The sequence below is a fragment of the Nguyenibacter vanlangensis genome (genome assembly GCF_038719015.1).
Classification (GTDB): domain Bacteria; phylum Pseudomonadota; class Alphaproteobacteria; order Acetobacterales; family Acetobacteraceae; genus Gluconacetobacter; species Gluconacetobacter vanlangensis.
In genome coordinates this window covers 2,820,172-2,839,287 of record NZ_CP152276.1, presented here as the reverse complement: position 1 = coordinate 2,839,287, position 19,116 = coordinate 2,820,172, and the positions used below count along the sequence as shown (strand labels likewise).

Sequence of the window (19,116 nt, the reverse complement as noted above, 5' to 3'; positions counted from 1 at the left end):
GAAGCCGTCATAAGGTTTTTCGTTGCCCGAAGCACCGCCGCCCGGCTCTTAGGAAAATGCTAAGCATCAATGATCAAAATGATTGTTTGTGGAATTTTCTGATTTCATTACAAGAGCGAACGGCTTTTCATGCGCCGGAATGATCTTCGGCACGGTCGGAAAAGGGTATCCGGAATGGCAACCGAAAAAGTCGATACGCTCGTGATCGGCGCGGGTCAGGCCGGGCTGGCCATGAGCGAGCATCTGGGCCGGCGGGGTGTGTCGCATCTCGTCGTGGAACGGAAGCGGATCGCCGAGCGCTGGCGGTCCGAGCGTTGGGACTCCCTGGTGGCCAACGGGCCGGCCTGGCATGACAGGTTTCCCGGCATGACATTTCCGGACGTCGATCCGGACGACTTCGCGCCCCGCCAGAAGATCGTCACGTATTTCGAGGCCTATGCGCGGCGGATCGAAGCCCCGGTCCGCTGCGGGGTCGAGGTCCTGTCGCTTCGCCGGAACGAAGGCGGCTCCGGCTTCGCGGTGGAAACCTCGTCCGGCGTGATCGAGGCGACGAACGTCGTCGCCGCCACCGGACCGTTCCAGAAACCGGTCGTCCCCCCGATCATTCCGCCCGATGCCGGGGTGCTGCAGATCCATTCCAGTGCGTACCGCAATCCGGACCTGCTGCCGGCAGGCGGTGTCCTGGTCGTCGGCGCGGGGTCCTCGGGCGTGCAGATCGCCGACGAACTGCGGCGCGCGGGCCGCCCCGTCTGGCTCTCCGTCGGCCCCCATGACCGGCCGCCCCGGCGCTATCGGGGGCGTGACTTCGTCTGGTGGCTCGGCGTCCTCGGAATGTGGGACATGGCGGTCAGCAGCCCGTCCATGGAACATGTCACAATCGCCGTCAGCGGCGCGCGCGGCGGACATACGGTCGATTTCCGCCGGCTGGCGCAGGACGGCATGACCCTCGTCGGCAGGACGGACTCCTTCCGGGATGGTGTCCTGCACCTCGCACCGGACCTGAAGGCGAATATCGACCGGGGCGACGCGGATTATCTCGCGATGCTGGACGCGGCGGATGCCTATGTGGCGCAGCAGGGACTGGATCTTCCCGAAGAGCCCGCGGCACGGGCGATCGGGCCGGATCCCGCATGCGTCACCGATCCCGTCCTGTCCCTGGACCTGCACGGGGCGGGCATCGCCTCCGTCATCTGGGCGACCGGCTATGCGCTGGATTTCGGTTGGATCAAGATCGACATCTTCGACGCGAAGGGCAGCCCGCGCCATCGCAAGGGCGTGTCCGAGGAACCGGGACTCTATTTCCTCGGCTTGGCCTGGCTGACGCGCAGGGCGTCGCCCTTCATCTGGGGCGTCTGGCATGATGCCGACTATCTGGCCGGCCATATCGCGGCGCGGAGATGACCGGCACAGAGACCATCACAGAGACCATTCTGGACCGGCTCGTGGCATTCCCGAGTGTCTGCGGCCAGTCCAACACCGACATGATCGACTGGATCGCGGCGCATCTCGCCGCGCTGGGCGCGCGGGTGCGGCGCATCCCCGGCGACAGGCCGGACGCGTTCAGCCTGTTCGCCTCGGTCGGGCCGGATATCCCCGGCGGCATCGTCCTGTCGGCGCATTCGGACGTGGTGCCCGCCGCCGGTCAGGCCTGGTCCTCGGATCCCTTCGTGCTGACGAAGCGGGACGATCGGCTGTACGGCAGAGGGACCAGCGACATGAAGGGGTTCCTGGCCTGCATGCTGACGGCCGCCGGGAAAGCCGCCGCCCGCCCGCTCGTCCGTCCGCTGCACCTGGCGATCTCCCATGACGAGGAACTGGGATGCCTCGGCGTCCGTTCGCTGCTGGCGGCGCTGAAGACGGATGCCGGCATGCGGGGCGCCGCCGGCTGCATAATCGGCGAACCGACCGAAATGGCGGTCGCCGTCGCGCACAAGGGAAAGATCGCCTTCCGGATCGTCTGCCGGGGCGAGGCCGCGCACTCCGCCGATCCGTTCCGGGGAACGAACGCGATCGTCCTGGCCGCCCAAATGATCGGCCGGCTGACGGATCTCCAGGACCATATCCGCCTGACCGAGCCGCACGATACGCGGTTCGCGGTGCCGTTCTCCACGGTCCAGGCGGGGCTGATCGAGGGGGGAACCGCGCTGAACATCGTTCCCGATCTCTGCGTGGCGACGGCCGAGATGCGGCTGATTCCCGGCCAGGACGGCTCGGCTTCCCTTGCCTGGCTGGACGCCGCCGCACGGCGCGTGGAGGCCGAGGCCGGCCGGGGGACGATCCGGATCGACATCGTCAACGCCTATCCCGGGCTGGATGGACGCGCCGACACCGAAATCTGCGCGCTCGGCCTGCGCGCGGCCGGACGGAATGCCCCCGGCGTGATCGATTTCGGCACCGAAGCGGGGCTGTTCGCGCAGCAGCTCGGCCTGCCCTGTATCGTCTGCGGGCCGGGATCGATCGGCCGGGCGCACAAGGCGGACGAATATATCACCACGCGGGAACTGGCGCAGGGCGACAGGTTTCTCGACGGTGTCCTGGACCGGCTCCGCCGCTGAACCGGGGCACCCGCCGAAACATGCCGAGGAGACAGGGAGAAAGACGGACATGACCTTTTCCATCATCGCCAGATGCGCGCGGACGGGCCAGTTCGGCATCGCCGTGTCCTCCTCGTCCCCCGCGGTCGCCGGCCGCTGCGCGTTCGCCCGGGCCGGGGTGGGGGTGGTGGCGTCGCAGAACGTGACGGATCCGCGGCTTGGCCCGCTCGGCCTCGACCTGATGGACGGGGGCAGCAGCGCCGCCGAGTGCCGCGATGCCCTGGTGCGCACCGGCCCGTTTCCCGAATTCCGGCAACTCGCCGTCATGGATCGCCACGGCACGGCGGCCGTCTGGTCCGGGGCGCGGACGCTGGGATGCCATGCGACGGCGGTCCGCCGAAACGTGGCGTCGGCCGGCAACCTGCTGGCCAACGCGACGGTGCCCGACGCGGTCGTGGAGGCTTTCCTCGCCTCCGACCCGTCCCAGGAACTCGGCACGCGCCTCCTGCGCGCCATGTGCGCGGGCCTGGCGGCCGGCGGCGAGGCCGGCCCGCTCCGCTCCGCGGGCCTGCTGGTCGTCGACCGCCAGAGCTGGCCGCTGACCGACCTGCGCGTCGATTGGGACGATGCGCCGATCGCGCGCCTGGCCGATCTCTGGACCGTCTGGCAGCCGCAGATGCACGATTACGTCACGCGCTGCCTGGATCCGTCGTCCGCGCCCGCGTACGGCGTGCCCGGCGACGAATGACGCCGGGCCCAGCCCGTCCTCCGGGATGGCCTTGGTTCCGGATAGGGTTCCGAATGGATCTGCTCAGTCCGGCAACACCGCGATGACGTCGACCTCGATCAGCCATTCCGGTCGGGCAAGGGCGACCACGACCAGCCCGGTGAAGACCGGAAAGACGCCCTTCAGATACTGTCCCAGGACGCGATACGTGGCTTCCCTGTGGCGAATATCCGTCAGATAGACGGTGACCTTGCAGATATGCGCAGGATCCGATCCCGCCTCTTTCAGCAGCAGCAGGATGTTCTGCATGACCTTGTGGGCCTGCCCGGCCGGGTCGCCGACGGCCACGTTCTCGCGCGTGTCGAGGTCCTGCGGCACCTGGCCGCGAAGATAGACCGTATTGCCCGCCACGACCGCCTGGCACAAATCATTGTCCAGGTTCTGCTCGGGATAGGTCTCTTTCGTATTGAACGGACGGATGCGCTTATGGACGGGCATATGTCGTGACCTCATGTCCTGGCCGGAGCCGGCGCACTACCCCGGCCGGTTCGATCCGGGAATGGTCGCAGGCCGGGACGATCTATGAAAGAACGGAACTGTTTCCTTTGGCTTCGGAAAAACCGAAGGAAGCGGGGCGCGCGCCGCCAGGGCCTCCTTTCGCCGCCATGCGCGAACGGACATGATGATATCGCAATAAATGCACGGGCTTGATAGATTTTTCCGATGCACGGCGTAGGGAAATACGTCGCAGCGGGCTGCTGTATCCAGCGGCGGAATAATGTCGTATCGGTCGATGCCGCACCGGATCGTTCCGCGTCATCAGCGCGGCACCGGACACGGAGGGCTCATGATCGATTCGCTCGGTTCCCCGGAAGCGGAAACCATCTATCCGATCCCCCCCGCGCGCCGCCACGGCCGGCCGCGCGACCTGTTCACCGTGTGGTTCGGCCCGAACCTGATGATGCTGACCGTCGTGACGGGGGCGCTGTCCACGACGGTCTACGGCCTGCCGCTGCTGCCGGCGCTGCTGGCGCTCCTGGCCGGGAATCTGATCGGCGGCGTGTTCATGGCGCTGCACGCGGCGCAGGGGCCGCGTCTCGGCGTGCCGCAGATGGTCCAGACGCGCGGCCAGTTCGGCCTGATGGGCGCGGTGCCGGTAACCGCCGTCATCGTCCTGATGTATGTGGGGTTCGCGGCGTCGAACCTCGTGCTGGGCGCCGAGGGACTGCAAAGCATCGTGCCCGGCCTGGGCCGTCTTTCCGCCATCCTGGTCGTCCAGGCGCTTTCGGTCCTTCCCGCCATCCTCGGCTACCGGGCGATCCATCTCTCGGCGCGGGTCATGACGGTGCTCTGCGGCGCCGCCATCCTGTTCTGCATCGCGCGGGTGCTGGCGCTGCATGCCGGCGACCTGCCGTTCCTCGCGCCGGGCCGGCCGGGCTGGACCGGCATTCTGCGGACAATGTCCACGGCGGCCCTGTGGCAGATCGCCTATGCGCCCTATGTCTCGGATTCCTCGCGCTATCTCCCGGCCGGTCCCGCGGGCGAAAGACAGGCATTCGCGGCCTGCTTCTCCGGTTCCGTGCTGGGGTCGGTGCTGGCGATGGCGCTGGGCGCGGCGGTGGGGCTGCTGGCGGCGGGACACGGCATCGTCGTCACGCTGGCGGCGCTGCTCGGGCCGTGGGTGGCGGCGGTCCTGGCCGCGCTGTCGCTCGGCATCGCCGTGGCCAACGCCATGAACATCTATTGCGGGGCCCTGTCGACCCTGACTGTGGCGCAGACCTTCACGCCCGGCCGGCGCTACGGCCGGACCGCGCGCCTGATCGTGACGGTGGCGCTGCTGGCGCTGGCCTTTGCCATGGCGACCCTGATGGCCGACAGTTTCATGAGCGCATACGGCGAATTTCTCGAACTGCTGATGTCGGTCATGATCCCGTGGACGGCCATCAACCTGACCGATTACTACCTCCTGCATCACGGGGACTATGACGTCGCCTCGTTCTTCGCGCGGGACGGCGGGCGCTACGGTCTTTTCAACGGCCCCGCCCTGGCCTGCTACGTTATCGGCATCCTCGTGCAGGTGCCCTTCCTCTCGACCGCGCTCTATACCGGACAGGTGGCGCGGGCGCTGGGCGGCGTCGACCTGTCCTGGGTCGTCAGCCTGCTCCTGACCCCGCCGCTCTATATCGCCATGGAACGGCGCTTCAACGCGCGGGCGCTGCCCGCCACGGCCACCGACTGAACGGCCACGGACTCGACTGCAATCAGGGTCTCCAGGCGCAGGCGCGTTCCAGAAGATCCCCGATCAGGCCGGAAAGCTTTTCCATCTTCCGCGCATCGGCGGCAGGCGCCGCCCCGCCCTCCGACGCCAGATAGGTCGCCTGGGCCTTCTCAAGCTGGATGGCATGGATCCCCTCCGCGGGGCGGCCGTAATGACGGGTGGTGTAGCCCCCCTTGAACCGGCCGTCGAGGACAGAGGAATAGCCCCCGCCCTCCGTCAGCCCGGCCATGACGGCGGCGATCAGGCCGCCGGCACAGGCGGCGCCGTCATTGGTGCCGAAATTCAGGTCCGGCAGCCGTCCTTCGAACAGGCGCGGGATCACCGTGCCGATGGAATGGGCGTCCCACAGGACGGCATGGCCGTGGCGCGCGCGCAGGCGGTCGAGTTCCGCCGCGACCGCATCGTGATAAGGCTGCCAATAGCGTTGCCGGCGCGCCGCGATCTCGGATTCGCCGGGTTCGGCGCCGGGCCGGTAGATCGGCCGCCCATCGAAGGTCAGCGTCGGCACCAGGCCGGTCTTCGGCCGCCCGGGATAGAGCACCGCATCGTCGCCGCCGCGATTGAGGTCGATGACATAGCGCGAATAATGCGCCCGCAGCACGCCGGCGCCCAGCCGCGCCGCGACCTGGTACAGGCGGGGAACATACCAGTCGGTATCGGGCAAAGCGCGCCCCGCCTCCGTCATCCGCGCCGCCATGCCGGGGGCGAGGCGCGTCCCGGCATGGGGAATGGTGACCAGCACGGGGGCATCCCCCCGGACAAGCGAGAAAACCGGCCCGTCCATCGCGAAGATTCTCCTTTCAGGCCCGCAGCCTTGTCAGGCCGACAGCCTTGCCATGGCCGCCCGGAAATCGCGGGCGATGGCATCCCGGGCGACATGCCGCCCGCCCGCGACCACCCATCGGCCGGCGCAGAGGACATCGGAAACCGGAAGGGCCGGACGCGCGAAGAGGACGCTGTCCAGGATCGCGTCGCCCGTCAGGCCCGGCAGCGCCAGATCCTCCGCCGCCAGGGTGCAGAGATCCGCCCGCCGGCCGGGGGCGATGCCGGCCTCCATGCCGCAGGCCTGGGCGCCGCCCGCCAGGCACGCGTCGTACAGGAAACGCCCGACCGAACCCGTCCGTCCCGCCGGCAAGGCGCGGCATCGTTGCTGCGACCGCAGGCGCTGGCCATATTCCAGCAGGCGCAGCTCCTCGCCGGGGCTCAGCAGGATATTGCTGTCCGGGCCGACGCCGAACCGGCCGCCTTCATCGATGAAGGCGGCAAGGGGGAAGATCCCGTCGCCCAGATTGGCCTCCGTGATCGGGCACAGGCCGGCCACTGCGCCCGAGCGCGCCAGGTCGCCGCATTCCCCCGCGTCCATGTGGGTGGCATGCACCAGGCACCAGCGCGCATCGACCGGGCAGTGGTCCATCAGCCAGCGCACCGGACGGGCGCCCAGGGCCGCCAGGCAGTCCTCGACCTCGCGCCGCTGTTCCGCGACATGGATATGCACCGGCCCGTCTTCCGGCGCGGCCCGCAGCATCGCGCGGATGCAATCCCCGTCCACCGCCCGCAGGGAATGCAGCCCGACGCCGCGGCGCAGCAGGGACGCGCCGGCAAAACGATCCCCGAGATCGGCGATGATGCGCGCGATGAAATCGGGATCGCCGCGAAAGCGCCGCTGCGACGGCGCCAGATCCTGTCCGAACCCCGCGCGCATATAAAGCGTCGGCAGCATGGTGATGCCGATCCCCGCCGTCAGCGCGCCGTCCACGACGGCCTCGGCCATGGCGCCCGGCCGGGCATAGGCCGCGCCGTCCGGCGCACGGTGCAGATAGTGGAATTCCGCAACCTGCGTGTAGCCGGCCTCGAGCATCTCCATATACACGAAGGCCGCGACCGCGCGCAGCGTATCCGGCTGCAGCGTGCCGGCCAGCGCATACATCCGTTCACGCCAGGTCCAGAAGGAATCGGCGGGATCCGTCCGGCATTCGGCCAGCCCCGCCATGGCGCGCTGGAAGGCATGCGAATGCAGGCCGGGCAGGGGCGGCAGCACGATGTCGGCCCGGCGGTCCCCCGCCTCCGGCCGGCAGCCGGCGACGACCGTACCGAATGCGCCTCCTTCGGCGAAACCGATCCGGACGTCGCGCCGCCACCCCTCGGGCAGCAGGGCCAGTCCGGCGAACAGCGATCCGTTTCGGGGGGAAGGGGACATGGATGCAGGCGTCCTGGAATGTCGTTGCGCACCGGATACGCTTAAACTAGACATGTATAGATAAGTCCGGTCAAGGAAAGACGGTCAAGGAAAGACCAAAGAAAGACCAGGGAAAAAGAACGGCATGTGGGACCGCCTGTGGATCGATGTGCACCTCTCCGTCGCGGCCCGCGGCGACGGGCGGCCCGGCGGGGACGATTTCGGCATCATCCGCGACGGCGCGCTCGCGGTGCAGGATGGCCGCATCGCATGGGTCGGCGCCGCCGCCGACCTGCCGGGCCCGGCGCGGGACCTGGCGGCCTCGGTCATCCGGTGCGGCGGCCGCTGGATGACGCCGGGGCTGGTCGATCCCCACACCCATCTGGTCTATGCCGGCGACCGCAGCGCGGAATTCGCCGAACGCCTCCAGGGCGTCAGCTACCAGGACATCGCCCGCCGCGGCGGCGGCATCGCGGCGACGATGCGCGCAACCCGCGCGGCCAGTGACGACGAACTGCTCCAGGCCACGCTGCGGCGGGCGCGCCGCCTGGTCGCGAACGGCGTGACGACGCTGGAAATCAAGTCGGGATACGGGCTGACGCTGCACGATGAAATGCGCCTGCTGCGCGTGGCGCGGCGCGTCGGCGACGCGCTGCCGCTCCGGATCCATGCGACGTTCCTCGGGGCCCACGCGCTGCCCCCCGAGCATGCCGGGCGCCGGGACGACTATGTCCGCCTGCTGTGCGCGGACATGATCCCGGCGGTGGCCGAGGCCGGGCTGGCCGACAGCGTGGACGCGTTCTGCGAGGGCATCGCCTTCACCCCTGGGGAGGTCGAGCGCGTGTTCGCCGCCGCGTCGCGCCACGGCCTGCCGGTGCGCCTCCATGCCGACCAGTTGTCCGACCTGTCCGGCTCCGCCCTGGCGGCGCGGTGGGGGGCCCTGTCGGCCGACCATCTCGAATATGCCGACGAGGCGGGCATCGCGGCGATGGCGCGGGCCGGCACCGTCGCGATCCTGCTGCCCGGGGCATTCTATTTCACGCGCGAAACCCGGCCGCCGCCCGTCGAGCTGCTGCGCCGCCACGGGGTGCGGATCGGCCTGGCAACGGACTGCAATCCCGGCACCTCGCCCGTCCTGACCCCCACCGGCATCATGAACATGGCCTGCACGCTCTTCCGCCTGACGCCGGGCGAGGCATTGGCGGGGCACACCCATGTCGCCGCCGCGGCCCTTGGTCTGGGGGACAGGGTCGGGCGGCTGGCCGTGGGATTCGCCGCGGACATGGCGCTCTGGGATATCGACGGCCCGCACGAACTGTCCTACTGGATCGGCGGCCAGCGGCCCGCCGCGCGGATCTTCGCCGGCGTGCCGGATGCGCCGCCAACCCGATCTCAAGCAGACTCTGTCTAGCGGGAGAGCCAAGCTAGCGGGAGAGCCAAGCGTGCCGCCCATCATCGCCCAGGAAAAGCCGGCCGCGCGCTACGAGCAGGTCAAGCTCTACATAACCGGGCGCATCGCGGCCGGGGAATGGCAGGCCGGCCGCCGCCTGCCGTCGGAAAGCGAACTGGTCGAGCAGTTGGGCGTATCGCGGATGACGGTCCACCGCGCGCTCAGGGAACTGATGGCCGAAGGGGTCGTGACCCGCGCCCAGGGGGTGGGGACCTTCGTCGCCGAGCCCCGCCAGCGGGTCGAAATGCTGGAACTGCGCGACATCGCCGACGACATCACGGCCGGCGGCCACACGCACACCACCCGCGTCGTCGCGCTGGACGAACGGCGGGCGGACAGCGACCTCGCCACCGCCTTCGAACAGCGCCCCGGCGCGCGGCTGTTCCACTCGGTGATCGTGCATTACGAGGACGGCACCCCCCTCCAGGTCGAGGAACGGTTCGTCTCGCCGCATTTCGCCCCCGATTTTCTCGACCAGGATTTCACCCTCACCCACCCGCACCGCTACCTGTCGCGCATCGCCGCGGCCGAGGACGTCGAACATGTCGTCTTCGCGGTCACGCCGGACCCCGCGATCTGCGCCCTGCTGGACCTGCGCGAGCCCGAGGCATGCCTGCAGCTCATGCGGCGGACCTGGGTCGGCGGCCGGGTGGTGATGAAGGGGATCTTCACCTCTTCGGGCAGCCGCTACAGCTTCGTCGGCCGGTACCGGCCCTAGCCGATCCTCATAGCCTGTCCGGATAGCCTGTCCGGTCGTTTCGCTCCCGCGCCGGCCGATTCCGCATTGACAGGCTCCCGGCCACGGGCCAAAGCAATGTATATACAAGCTTGCGCAAGGTGATGCCATGACGCGTCCGACCGTCTCCCGCCTTTCGAACAGCCGCGTCGTCCGCGCGCCCCGCGGCACGCAACTTTCCGCCAAATCCTGGCAGGCCGAGGCGGCGATGCGGATGCTGATGAACAATCTCGATCCCGACGTGGCCGAAAAACCGTCCGAGCTGGTCGTCTATGGCGGCATCGGGCGTGCCGCCCGCGACTGGGACTGTTACGACCGCATCGTCGAAAGCCTGAAGACGCTGGAATCCGACCAGACGCTGCTGGTCCAGTCCGGCAAGCCGGTGGGCGTCTTCCGCACGCACGAGGACGCGCCCCGCGTCCTGATCGCCAATTCCAACCTGGTGCCGCACTGGGCGACATGGGACACGTTCAACGAACTCGATCGGGCCGGGCTCATGATGTACGGCCAGATGACGGCCGGATCGTGGATCTATATCGGCAGCCAGGGCATCGTGCAGGGCACGTACGAGACGTTCGTCGAAATGGCGCGCCAGTCCTATGGCGGCGACCTGGCCGGGCGCTGGATCCTGACGGGCGGCCTGGGCGGGATGAGCGGCGCGCAGCCCCTGGCCGCCGTGATGGCCGGCGCGTCCATGCTGGCCGTCGAATGCGCGCCCTCGCGCATCGAGAAACGCCTGCAGACCGGCTATCTCGATCGGCGGGCGGACAGTCTCGACGCGGCGCTGGACATCATCGCGGCGGCGTGCCGGGACAGAAAGCCGGTTTCCGTCGGCCTGCTCGGCAACGCGGCCGACATCTTCCCCGAACTCGTCCGGCGCGGCATCCGCCCGGACGCGGTGACCGACCAGACCTCGGCGCACGATCCGCTCAACGGCTATCTGCCGGCGGGCTGGACGCTGGACCAGGCCGAAAGGATGCGGATCGCCGATCCGGCCGCCGTCGAGCAGGCGGCGAAGGCGTCGATGCGCCGGCAGGTCGAGGCCATGGTCGCCTTCCACCGCATGGGGGTGCCGACCTTCGATTACGGCAACAATATCCGCCAGATGGCGTCCGAGGCAGGATATGCGGACGCCTTCGCGTTCCCCGGTTTCGTGCCGGCCTATATCCGCCCGCTATTCTGCCGTGGCGTGGGGCCGTTCCGCTGGGCGGCGCTGTCCGGCGAGGCAGAGGACATCTACCGCACCGACCAGAAAGTGAAGGAATTGCTGCCCGACGACAGGCACCTGCATGCCTGGCTGGACATGGCGCGGCGGAAGATCCGCTTCCAGGGCCTGCCCGCGCGGATCTGCTGGGTCGGGCTGGGCGATCGTCACAGGCTGGGCCTGGCATTCAACGACATGGTGGCGAAGGGCGAATTGAAGGCGCCGATCGTCATCGGGCGCGATCATCTCGATTCCGGCTCGGTCGCCAGCCCGAACCGCGAGACCGAAAGCATGCGCGACGGATCCGATGCCGTCTCCGACTGGCCGCTGCTGAACGCGCTGCTCAATACGGCCTCCGGCGCGACCTGGGTGTCCCTGCATCATGGTGGCGGCGTGGGCATGGGCTTTTCGCAGCATGCGGGCATGGTCGTCGTCGCCGACGGCACGGCCGAGGCGGCGCGGCGTCTCGAACGCGTGCTGTGGAACGATCCCGCCACGGGCGTGATGCGCCACGCCGACGCCGGCTACGACACGGCAATGGCCTGCGCCCGGGCCAACGGGCTCGATCTGCCGATGGTCACCAGGGCGATGGTCACCAGAGATTGATAAGCAGGGGGGAGGGAACACGATGACGGATCTGCTTGTCCTGCGCCCCGGCGGTCTCGACCTGGCCGTGCTGCGGCGCTTCGTGGCCGGCGGGCTGCGCGTCGCGCTGGGCGAGGACACGATCGCCGCGCTGGCCGAGGCGGCGGAATCCGTCGCGCGCATCGTCGCCGCCGGCCACGCGGTCTACGGGGTCAATACCGGCTTCGGCAAGCTGGCCCGGACCCGCATCCCCGACGACCGGCTGCGCGACCTGCAGCGCAACCTGGTGCTCAGCCACGCCGCCGGCATCGGCGCGCCGATGTCCGAACGGGTGGTGCGGCTGATCATGCTGCTGAAGGCGAACGGCCTCGCCCGGGGCTTCTCCGGCGTGCGGCCCGTCGTGGTGCGGCTGCTGGTCGACATGCTGGATCGCGGCGTCATTCCGGTGATCCCCGAAAAGGGATCGGTCGGCGCGTCGGGGGACCTGGCGCCGCTCGCGCACATGTCGGCGGTGCTGATCGGCGAGGGCGAGGCCGTCTTCGGCGGCCGGCGAATGGCCGGCGGGGCGGCGCTGCGGGCGGCGGGACTGTCGCCGGTCGTCCTGGGGCCGAAGGAAGGGCTGGCGCTGCTCAACGGCACCCAGGCCTCGACGGCGCTGGCCCTGGTCGCGCTGCTGGACGCCGAACGGATCTTCCAGGCGGCCCTGGTCGCCGGCGCCCTGTCGCTGGACGCCGCCCGCGGCACGGACGCGCCGTTCGATCCGCGGCTGCACGCCCTGCGGGGGCAGCAGGGGCAGATCGAATGCGCCGCCGTCTATCGCGCGCTGATGGCGGGGTCCCGGATCCGCGCCTCGCACCGCGTGGATGATGAGCGCGTGCAGGACCCGTACTGCCTGCGCTGCCAGCCGCAGGTGATGGGCGCGGCGCTGGACAGCCTCCGCCACGCCGCGCGGGTGCTGCTGATCGAGGCCAATGCCGTGTCGGACAACCCGATTCATTTTCCGGGCAGCGACGAAATGGTGTCCGGCGGCAATTTCCATGCCGAACCCGTCGCGATCGCCGCCGACCTGATGGCCATCGCGATCGCCGAGATCGGGGCGATCGCCGAGCGGCGCATCGCGCTGCTGGTCGATGCGGGGATGAGCGGCCTGCCCGCCTTCCTGGTGCGCGAAAGCGGGCTGAATTCCGGCTTCATGATCGCCCAGGTCACGGCGGCGGCCCTGGCCTCCGAGAACAAGACGCTGGCCCATCCCGCCAGCGTGGACAGCCTGCCGACCTCCGCCAACCAGGAAGATCACGTTTCGATGGCCACCTTCGCGGCGCGGCGCGTGGGCGACATCAACGACAACGTGAAGACGATCATCGCCATCGAATATCTCGCCGCCGTGCAGGGGCTCGATTTCCTCGCCCCCCTGGCCTCGTCCGCGCCGCTGGCGGCCGCGGCCGCGACCCTGCGCGACGCGGTGCCGTTCTTCGCGCAGGACCGGCTGTTCACGCCCGATATCGAAACGGCACGGCGGCTGATCGCGTCCGGCGCCATGACGGACGCGGCGGCCAGGACCACGGCGCTGCCGGAATTCGGCGCCGCATGACCGTCGATGACGGGCTGTTCGCGCCCTGCGCGGCGCGGGCGCGGCGCCACCTGCCGCGCCTGTTCGCCGACTATATCGACGGCGGGCGCGCATGGCGAACGCACGCTGCGGCGCAACCGCCAGGCGTTCGAACGCCACGCGGTGACGCCCCGGGGGCTGCAGGACGTCTCGCGCGTCGATCTCGCGACGCGATGCTTCGGGCAGGACTGGCGGATGCCGGCCATGCTGGCACCGGTCGGCTTCGCGGGCATGTTCCACGCCGAAGGGGAATCGGCGCCGCGCGGACGGCAACGCGGGGCGGCGGGCATCGCCGATGCGCCGGAACGGCTGGCCCAGGAAATCCGGGACGTCATGGCCCTGGCCGGCCTCCCCGACATCGCGGCCCTTAGCGTGCCGGCCGCGTGGAGCGGGAAAGAACCACGCCGGATGTATGACACCGGTAATTGTCCGGTCAGCGATCTTGCAGAAATGTTTTCTATTTCTCGGCCCATTGTCTATAAAATACTGTGGATGCGAAAATAGAAAAAGTGAAATGGTGAATGAGAATGCCAATCGAACATTTTTCTCTGGCTGGACAAAACATTCTCGTAACAGGTGCTTCGGGCGGGATCGGGCAAGCGCTCGTTGAGCGGATTTCTAATCTTGGAGGGCACCCAATTATCCATTATGCACGCAACCGAAACGTAGCCGAAAATCTTCTATCGTACATTGGGGGACGCGGGACTCTTGTGCATGGCGACCTCAGTGATCACGACGGCGCGGCAAAACTCTGGGAGCAAGCGATTTCGTCGTGCGGGCGGATCAACGCATTGGTGAACAATGCCGGAATTAGATCCATAGCCCGCATCGAGGACGATTTGGGTCAATGGCAGAGGGCGTGGGAGGTGGATCTGCGTGTCAATCTTTTGGCTCCCGCCGACCTCTGCCGCTCCGCCATTGCTCATTTCCGCCAACATGGCGGGGGTCGGATCATCAACATAGCCAGCCGGGCAGCTCAGCGGGGCTATACGGAAGAGCATATGCCATATGGAGCGTCGAAGGCCGGTCTCGTGAACCTCACGAAATCCATCGCACGAAACTTCGGTAAGAACGGCGTCATAGCGATCGCTATTGCTCCGGGATTCGTACGCACCGAGATGGCCGAAGAATTTATCAAAGCGAAAGGTCAAGACGCTGCCGTCAGCGATATCCCTATCGGCGAGATGGTCGAACCGCCGGAGCTTGCTGATCTTATTGCGTTTTGTCTGTTCAGTTCACAACGCTCATTAAGTGGCGCGACACTCGACATGAACGGCGCGAGCTATCTCCGCTAACAAGGTTCTCATGCTCGGCTTCTTGATAGATGTCATTTTGCAATGAGAAGTAGTGCCTGGTCGGACTCCCCGACATCGCGGCCCTCCGCCGCGCCGGCTGGCAGGTCCTCTGGACATCGTGAAACGCCCGCGCCGGCGACACCCGTGTCTCAATGCCGCGACGGCGCGGCGGAATCGTCAATGTGTCCCGCGCCCTCGCGCACGGACGCCGTCCCCTTGCGCGGCATGTCGAAATGAAGATGAAGCGGCGCCGTCGAATCGCGATCGGCAGTCGGCTGGAACACCAGGCGCCCATGGGGGAAATCCAGAAGCGCCACGACGCCTTCGAAGAAGTTCTGGCCCAGCGCACCGTCCCGAATATCGCGCTGAACGATAAAATCGAACGCCGGCGCCGCGTAGGATCCAAGCATCACTCCCTTGAATTCATGCTTGTATCCCATGACGACCGAGGCGTACTGCGTCGTGATCCGCGGATCCGCCGCCAGCGACGCGTCCGATACGCCCGCATCCCTCGCCTCCGACACCGGGAGTACGCTGGTGCCGAGATCCGGATCGAGTTCCAGGCGTGCCACGGTTTGCCCGATTCGTGCGTGAACCGCACCCCCGTCATCCATCGGCAAGGCATATACGTCCCCCGAGAAAATGCGCGCCGGATCGTCGCCGCATGAACGCGCGCCGCTCCATGTAAACAGGGCCAATGTGCGATGCGGCATATCCAGCAGAACATCGACGCGCGAGAACAGATCGCGACCAAGCACGCCCAGGATCGGACGGCCGCCCACCATGTGCTGGGCAGGACCATCCAGCAGCGTCGCGGCAACGCTCGCCACGTCCACCGGACCAATCGTCAGATCGTCGATCTCCGTCGGCCGGCTGTTCACGATGTGTCCGTCCTGTGCCGTCAATGGCTGGGTCGGCCCGGCCGGAAACCAGATCGGCCCATAATCATGTATGAAAACATGCCGAAACGCGGGGCTGACATAGGCCGCCGCCGCCCGTCCGTTCACCCCGATGGGAATAATCGGACTGTCGCCCCTGCCGCCCAGAAGCGGCACGACGGCCGCACCCCTGATGCAGGACGCCGCAGGCATCCCGGCCCGCGCACCGTTCGGCCACGCAACCAAGGCCAGCAGGGCCGGAACCGGCCAGGCGGCCCTACGGGCTGCCGCGCGCGCCCTCATGCCGATGCGCGTCGATATCGGCATGCGCATCGCGGGTCGAGGACGTGCTGACGTACCAGGGACCGTCCTCCGCCGCAAACGGCTGCACTCCGGAATTGGGCGCGAAATGCAGGGAATGCCCGGGAAAATCGATAATGGACGTATTCGCAAGGAAAAAATCGAAACCAAGAGGATTGTAGGTAGCACCGTGTTCCACGTCCAGATAGACATCACGATAAGCCTTTCCCCCGATGGAAAACACGCCGAACCGATGGCGCCGCCCGGTCAGCACGGGGCCCGCCGCCGTTCGCACCTGCGGATCGTTCTCCAGCGCGGATGACGAAACCCCGATGCGGCGCGCGTCCCGTTCGCTGATGATCGACCCGTTCGAAGCCGGGTTCAGTTCCATCTCGACGGCCGTGCCGTCGATTTCGGCCGTCACGCCGATCTCCTGGTGCACCTGGCTTGCCGTATGCAGGGGAACCGTGAAATGGGGGCCGGCGAACATGTCGCCGATTCCGGGACAATGCGCGCCGCCATAGGTAAAGCCGCCATACGTAAACAGACCGATCGCCTTGTGCGGCATATCGATCAGCACCGCATAATGGGACAATAAGGGATAGCCCAGCACCATCAGGACGGGCCGGCCGCCGATCCGGGCCGGCGGCCCGGCAGTATCGACATAGGCGCGGACGTTCGAGACGGCAGACGGGCCGATCGCAAGATGCGCGATCGTCGTCTCATAAGCCTTGTTCCAGCCGGTCACGCTGACGAACGCGCGCGACCGGCCCGGCGGCAGATGCAGCGCGGGCGTGTCATGCACGAACAGCGCGCTGGCGCGCGGCGTCACGACCGCCGCCGCCACGCCATTGATCGCGATCGGCACGACCGGCCCGCCATCCATGCCCAGGACCGGCAGGATCAGCGCCGCCCGAACGCACCCGTCGAATCGTCCCGCCGCCAAAGCCCCGTTGCCGCCGCCGCACAGCGCCATGACCATCCCGATGGCGACACGCATGCAGGACATGAATGAACGCCCCCACCGATCGACACGCCAGGACGGCGGGGGCGATCGCCTTTCCCCGTATCCCACGCATTCCGCCACCTGATCGGCCCGATGGCAACGCGTCATCCCGCAGAGCGCGCGCGGATGTGATGCCGGCACCGCCGGACCGGCGGTCCCGTCACCCCTCCCGCAACGCGCGGGCGATCCAGTCCAGGTTGGCGCGGCGCAGATGGCCGTAATGATAGAAGGCGACATTTTGGCCGGGCGTCGCCAGGACCGCGCGAACGACGGCGGCGAACGCGGCCTCGGATGGAAAATCGGCCGGGGACGGGCGCAGGACGACGCGCGGCAGCGCCCCCGCCGGCAGGGCATCGCGCACGTCCAGCAACGTGGACACGACCGCGCGCGGGTCCGGCTGGTACAGGCAGAGTTCCAACCCGTCACTGGCCGCCGACAGCGCCGCCAGGTCGCTGCCTTCCAGCCAGGCGGCGACCGGATTGCGCTGCACCGAGGGAATGACGTGCAGCGAACCGGCCGCGCCGATCTCCGCCCGGATCGCCGTCACCAGGGCGGTGATGACGCCGCAGCGCCATGCCAGGAACGCGCGCAGCAGGTCGTTCGACACCATCTCGGCCAGCAGGCGCGCCATCCCGTCATCCCAGCCGCGATCGACGGGGCGGGCGAGATAGCGCGAGGCCTGGTCATGCATCGTGCGGCGCAGGGCGTCGGCATCGATCCCGTGCTCCGCCGCGCCGGCGCGGCAGGAGGCACAGAAACACAGGCCGGCCACGGCTTCGAACCACGGGTCGCGGTCCAGCAGGGATATTTCGTGGTGATAGCCGTGCTGGTAAGGTTGCCAGCCCGGGGTTTCCAGTACCAGCCCCCGCACCGCCGGCATGCGTGCGACTTCGCCGGCCAGCGCGACGGCATAGGCCCGCACGTCCGGGTGCGCGGGGCACAGGCTGTACGGATAGCGGTCGCCGAAGACATTTTCGCAGGTGACGTGCGGATGGCGCCTTCCCAGTTCCGTATTATGCAGCAGCACCATCCAGCCCAGGATGCCGAGACCCTCCTCCGCCAGCACGCCCAGGTCGGCGTCGTCCAGCAGGCGGTCCGCCATGACCGGCCGGATCGTGCCGAAGCGCGACGGATCGACACGGACATGCACCGCCCCGTCCTGCGGGAAATGGACCCGCGAGGTCCGGCCCTGGGGGCGCAGGAACTTGCCGGCATGATAGGCCATCGCGACGGTCAGGGTGTCCAGGCCCATATCCCGGATCCGACCGGCAAAGAGCCGTAGGTCCGGCTCATCCTGCAGGTCCCATGGATAGATGTACAGGCATCGGCGCATGCCGGTCAGCTTGCCGGTCAGCTTGTCAGTCATCGGGGGCCTCCCGTCAGCCAGGACGCACCGACCAGGCCGGAATCGGCGGGAAGATAGCCGGGCACGACGATCGGCGACGTCCCCGGACGCAGGACGCGCGACGTGACCGCGGCATCCAGCGCCGCCAGCAGGCGCGGCCGGTTCGCCAGCCCGCCGCCCACCGGCACGATCGTGGCGCCGGTGACGTTGACGATACCGGCCAGCCCCGCCGACATGCGGTCCAGCCACATCGCCATGGTGTGGCGCGGATGATCCATTCCCGCTTCCCAGTCGGACAGGATCGCCTGGCTGTCGCTGCCCCGGCCCGTGAAGAACTGGTACAGGCGTTCGATCCCGCGCGCGCCGCCGATGGTGTCCAGGCAGCCGCGCTGCCCGCATTGGCAGGGCAGGGCCGGCACGGCGCCGGGGTCGGCGCTTTCGGCGATGAACGGGCCATGACCCCATTCGCCGGCCAGGCCGCCGACGCCGACGATCGCGCGCCCGTCGATCACCAGGCCGCCGCCGACCCCGGTGCCGAGAATCACGCCGAAGACGATGCGATGCCCCACGCCCGCGCCCTGCATCGCCTCGGCCAGCGCGAAGCAGTGCGCATCGTTGCCGATCACCACCGGCCGGCCCAGCCGCGCCATCAGCGCGTCGCGCAGCGGGCGGTCGTTGACGCAGGGAATATTGGCCGAACGGGTATGTCCCGTCTGCGGGTCGCAGACGCCCGCGATGGCGACATGCAACGGCAGGCCGCGATCATAGGGGGCCGCAAGCTCGGCCAGGGTAGAGGCGAAATCGGCCATGCTGCCGACCGGCGTCGGCCGCCGCCGCCGGCTCGAGAGCTGGTGGGCGCCGTCCGCGACGGCGAAATCGATATACGAGCCGCCAATATCCGCGCAGAGTATCACGATGTGATCCTTGAAGCCGTTCATGGGCAGGCCCGGCAGGCCGCCTGCCCACATCATGGGATCCCGAAAGGACGATGCG

Annotated in this window: 16 protein-coding genes and 1 pseudogene; 10 read left to right on the top strand and 7 right to left on the bottom strand. The window is 68.4% G+C overall.

Features of this window, described 5'->3' with window-relative positions:
- Positions 1 to 174: 174 nt before the first annotated feature.
- The 3 genes from AAC691_RS13270 to AAC691_RS13260 are packed head-to-tail and all read left to right on the top strand — an operon-like array spanning position 175 to position 3,282.
- On the top strand, positions 175 to 1,401 hold the full coding sequence (locus AAC691_RS13270) for an NAD(P)/FAD-dependent oxidoreductase (RefSeq protein WP_342627240.1): 1,227 nt from the start codon (positions 175 to 177) through the stop codon (positions 1,399 to 1,401).
- Complete coding sequence (gene argE, locus AAC691_RS13265) at positions 1,398 to 2,555, top strand: acetylornithine deacetylase (RefSeq protein ID WP_342627239.1); 1,158 nt, start codon at positions 1,398 to 1,400, stop codon at positions 2,553 to 2,555. The genes AAC691_RS13270 and argE overlap by 4 nt, the downstream gene beginning before the upstream one ends.
- Before the next feature lie 49 nt (positions 2,556 to 2,604).
- Entirely contained in the window at positions 2,605 to 3,282 is a 678-nt protein-coding gene (locus AAC691_RS13260) for a DUF1028 domain-containing protein (protein WP_342627238.1), read from the top strand.
- Between the two features lie 63 nt (positions 3,283 to 3,345).
- Here AAC691_RS13260 and AAC691_RS13255 read toward each other — a convergent pair whose 3' ends face one another.
- On the bottom strand, positions 3,346 to 3,759 hold the full coding sequence (locus AAC691_RS13255) for a RidA family protein (protein WP_176640653.1): 414 nt from the start codon (positions 3,757 to 3,759) through the stop codon (positions 3,346 to 3,348).
- 349 nt (positions 3,760 to 4,108) lie between these two features.
- Here AAC691_RS13255 and AAC691_RS13250 point away from each other — a divergent pair, with 349 nt between their 5' ends.
- Positions 4,109 to 5,500, top strand: a complete 1,392-nt coding sequence (locus tag AAC691_RS13250) for a cytosine permease (RefSeq protein WP_176640652.1) — start codon at positions 4,109 to 4,111, stop codon at positions 5,498 to 5,500.
- Positions 5,501 to 5,522: 22 nt separating this feature from the next.
- On the opposite strand, the gene hutG is transcribed toward AAC691_RS13250, so the two are convergent.
- Together hutG and AAC691_RS13240 are read right to left on the bottom strand one after the other, a co-directional pair.
- Positions 5,523 to 6,323, bottom strand: a complete 801-nt coding sequence (gene hutG, locus AAC691_RS13245) for an N-formylglutamate deformylase (protein WP_342627237.1) — start codon at positions 6,321 to 6,323, stop codon at positions 5,523 to 5,525.
- Positions 6,324 to 6,356: 33 nt separating this feature from the next.
- Positions 6,357 to 7,736, bottom strand: coding sequence for a formimidoylglutamate deiminase (locus AAC691_RS13240; RefSeq protein ID WP_342627236.1), 1,380 nt, complete (start codon positions 7,734 to 7,736; stop codon positions 6,357 to 6,359).
- A 124-nt stretch (positions 7,737 to 7,860) separates the two neighbouring features.
- Between AAC691_RS13240 and hutI the strand changes: the two genes are divergently transcribed.
- The 6 genes and pseudogenes from hutI (at position 7,861) to AAC691_RS13210 (ending at position 14,594) form a co-directional block, all read left to right on the top strand.
- Positions 7,861 to 9,126 (top strand): imidazolonepropionase, encoded by a 1,266-nt coding sequence (gene hutI, locus AAC691_RS13235; protein WP_342627235.1) that lies wholly within the window; start codon positions 7,861 to 7,863, stop codon positions 9,124 to 9,126.
- A gap of 31 nt (positions 9,127 to 9,157) precedes the next feature.
- Positions 9,158 to 9,883, top strand: coding sequence for a histidine utilization repressor (hutC, locus tag AAC691_RS13230; RefSeq protein ID WP_176641521.1), 726 nt, complete (start codon positions 9,158 to 9,160; stop codon positions 9,881 to 9,883).
- A gap of 127 nt (positions 9,884 to 10,010) precedes the next feature.
- Positions 10,011 to 11,711, top strand: a complete 1,701-nt coding sequence (gene hutU / locus AAC691_RS13225) for a urocanate hydratase (RefSeq protein WP_342627234.1) — start codon at positions 10,011 to 10,013, stop codon at positions 11,709 to 11,711.
- Between the two features lie 22 nt (positions 11,712 to 11,733).
- Entirely contained in the window at positions 11,734 to 13,281 is a 1,548-nt protein-coding gene (hutH, locus tag AAC691_RS13220; RefSeq protein WP_342627233.1) for a histidine ammonia-lyase, read from the top strand.
- Between the two features lie 6 nt (positions 13,282 to 13,287).
- A pseudogene (locus tag AAC691_RS22355) lies at positions 13,288 to 13,545 on the top strand (alpha-hydroxy-acid oxidizing protein); the annotation flags it as partial.
- A gap of 281 nt (positions 13,546 to 13,826) precedes the next feature.
- Positions 13,827 to 14,594 carry an SDR family oxidoreductase gene (locus AAC691_RS13210; RefSeq protein ID WP_342627231.1) on the top strand — a complete coding sequence of 256 codons (768 nt, stop codon included), beginning with the start codon at positions 13,827 to 13,829 and terminating at the stop codon, positions 14,592 to 14,594.
- A gap of 149 nt (positions 14,595 to 14,743) precedes the next feature.
- Here the strand turns inward: AAC691_RS13210 and AAC691_RS13205 are convergent, their stop codons facing one another.
- The 4 genes from AAC691_RS13205 to AAC691_RS13190 form a co-directional block, all read right to left on the bottom strand.
- A complete protein-coding gene (locus AAC691_RS13205; RefSeq protein WP_342627230.1) occupies positions 14,744 to 15,799 on the bottom strand; it encodes a hypothetical protein in 1,056 nt (351 codons plus the stop codon).
- Positions 15,750 to 16,781 (bottom strand): retropepsin-like aspartic protease, encoded by a 1,032-nt coding sequence (locus AAC691_RS13200; protein WP_342627229.1) that lies wholly within the window; start codon positions 16,779 to 16,781, stop codon positions 15,750 to 15,752. The genes AAC691_RS13205 and AAC691_RS13200 overlap by 50 nt, the downstream gene beginning before the upstream one ends.
- A 157-nt stretch (positions 16,782 to 16,938) precedes the next feature.
- Positions 16,939 to 18,144 carry a hypothetical protein gene (locus tag AAC691_RS13195; RefSeq protein WP_342627228.1) on the bottom strand — a complete coding sequence of 402 codons (1,206 nt, stop codon included), beginning with the start codon at positions 18,142 to 18,144 and terminating at the stop codon, positions 16,939 to 16,941.
- A complete protein-coding gene (locus AAC691_RS13190; protein WP_342627227.1) occupies positions 18,141 to 19,094 on the bottom strand; it encodes an ROK family protein in 954 nt (317 codons plus the stop codon). Before AAC691_RS13190 ends, AAC691_RS13195 begins: the two co-directional genes overlap by 4 nt.
- Between the last annotated feature and the right edge of the window lie 22 nt (positions 19,095 to 19,116).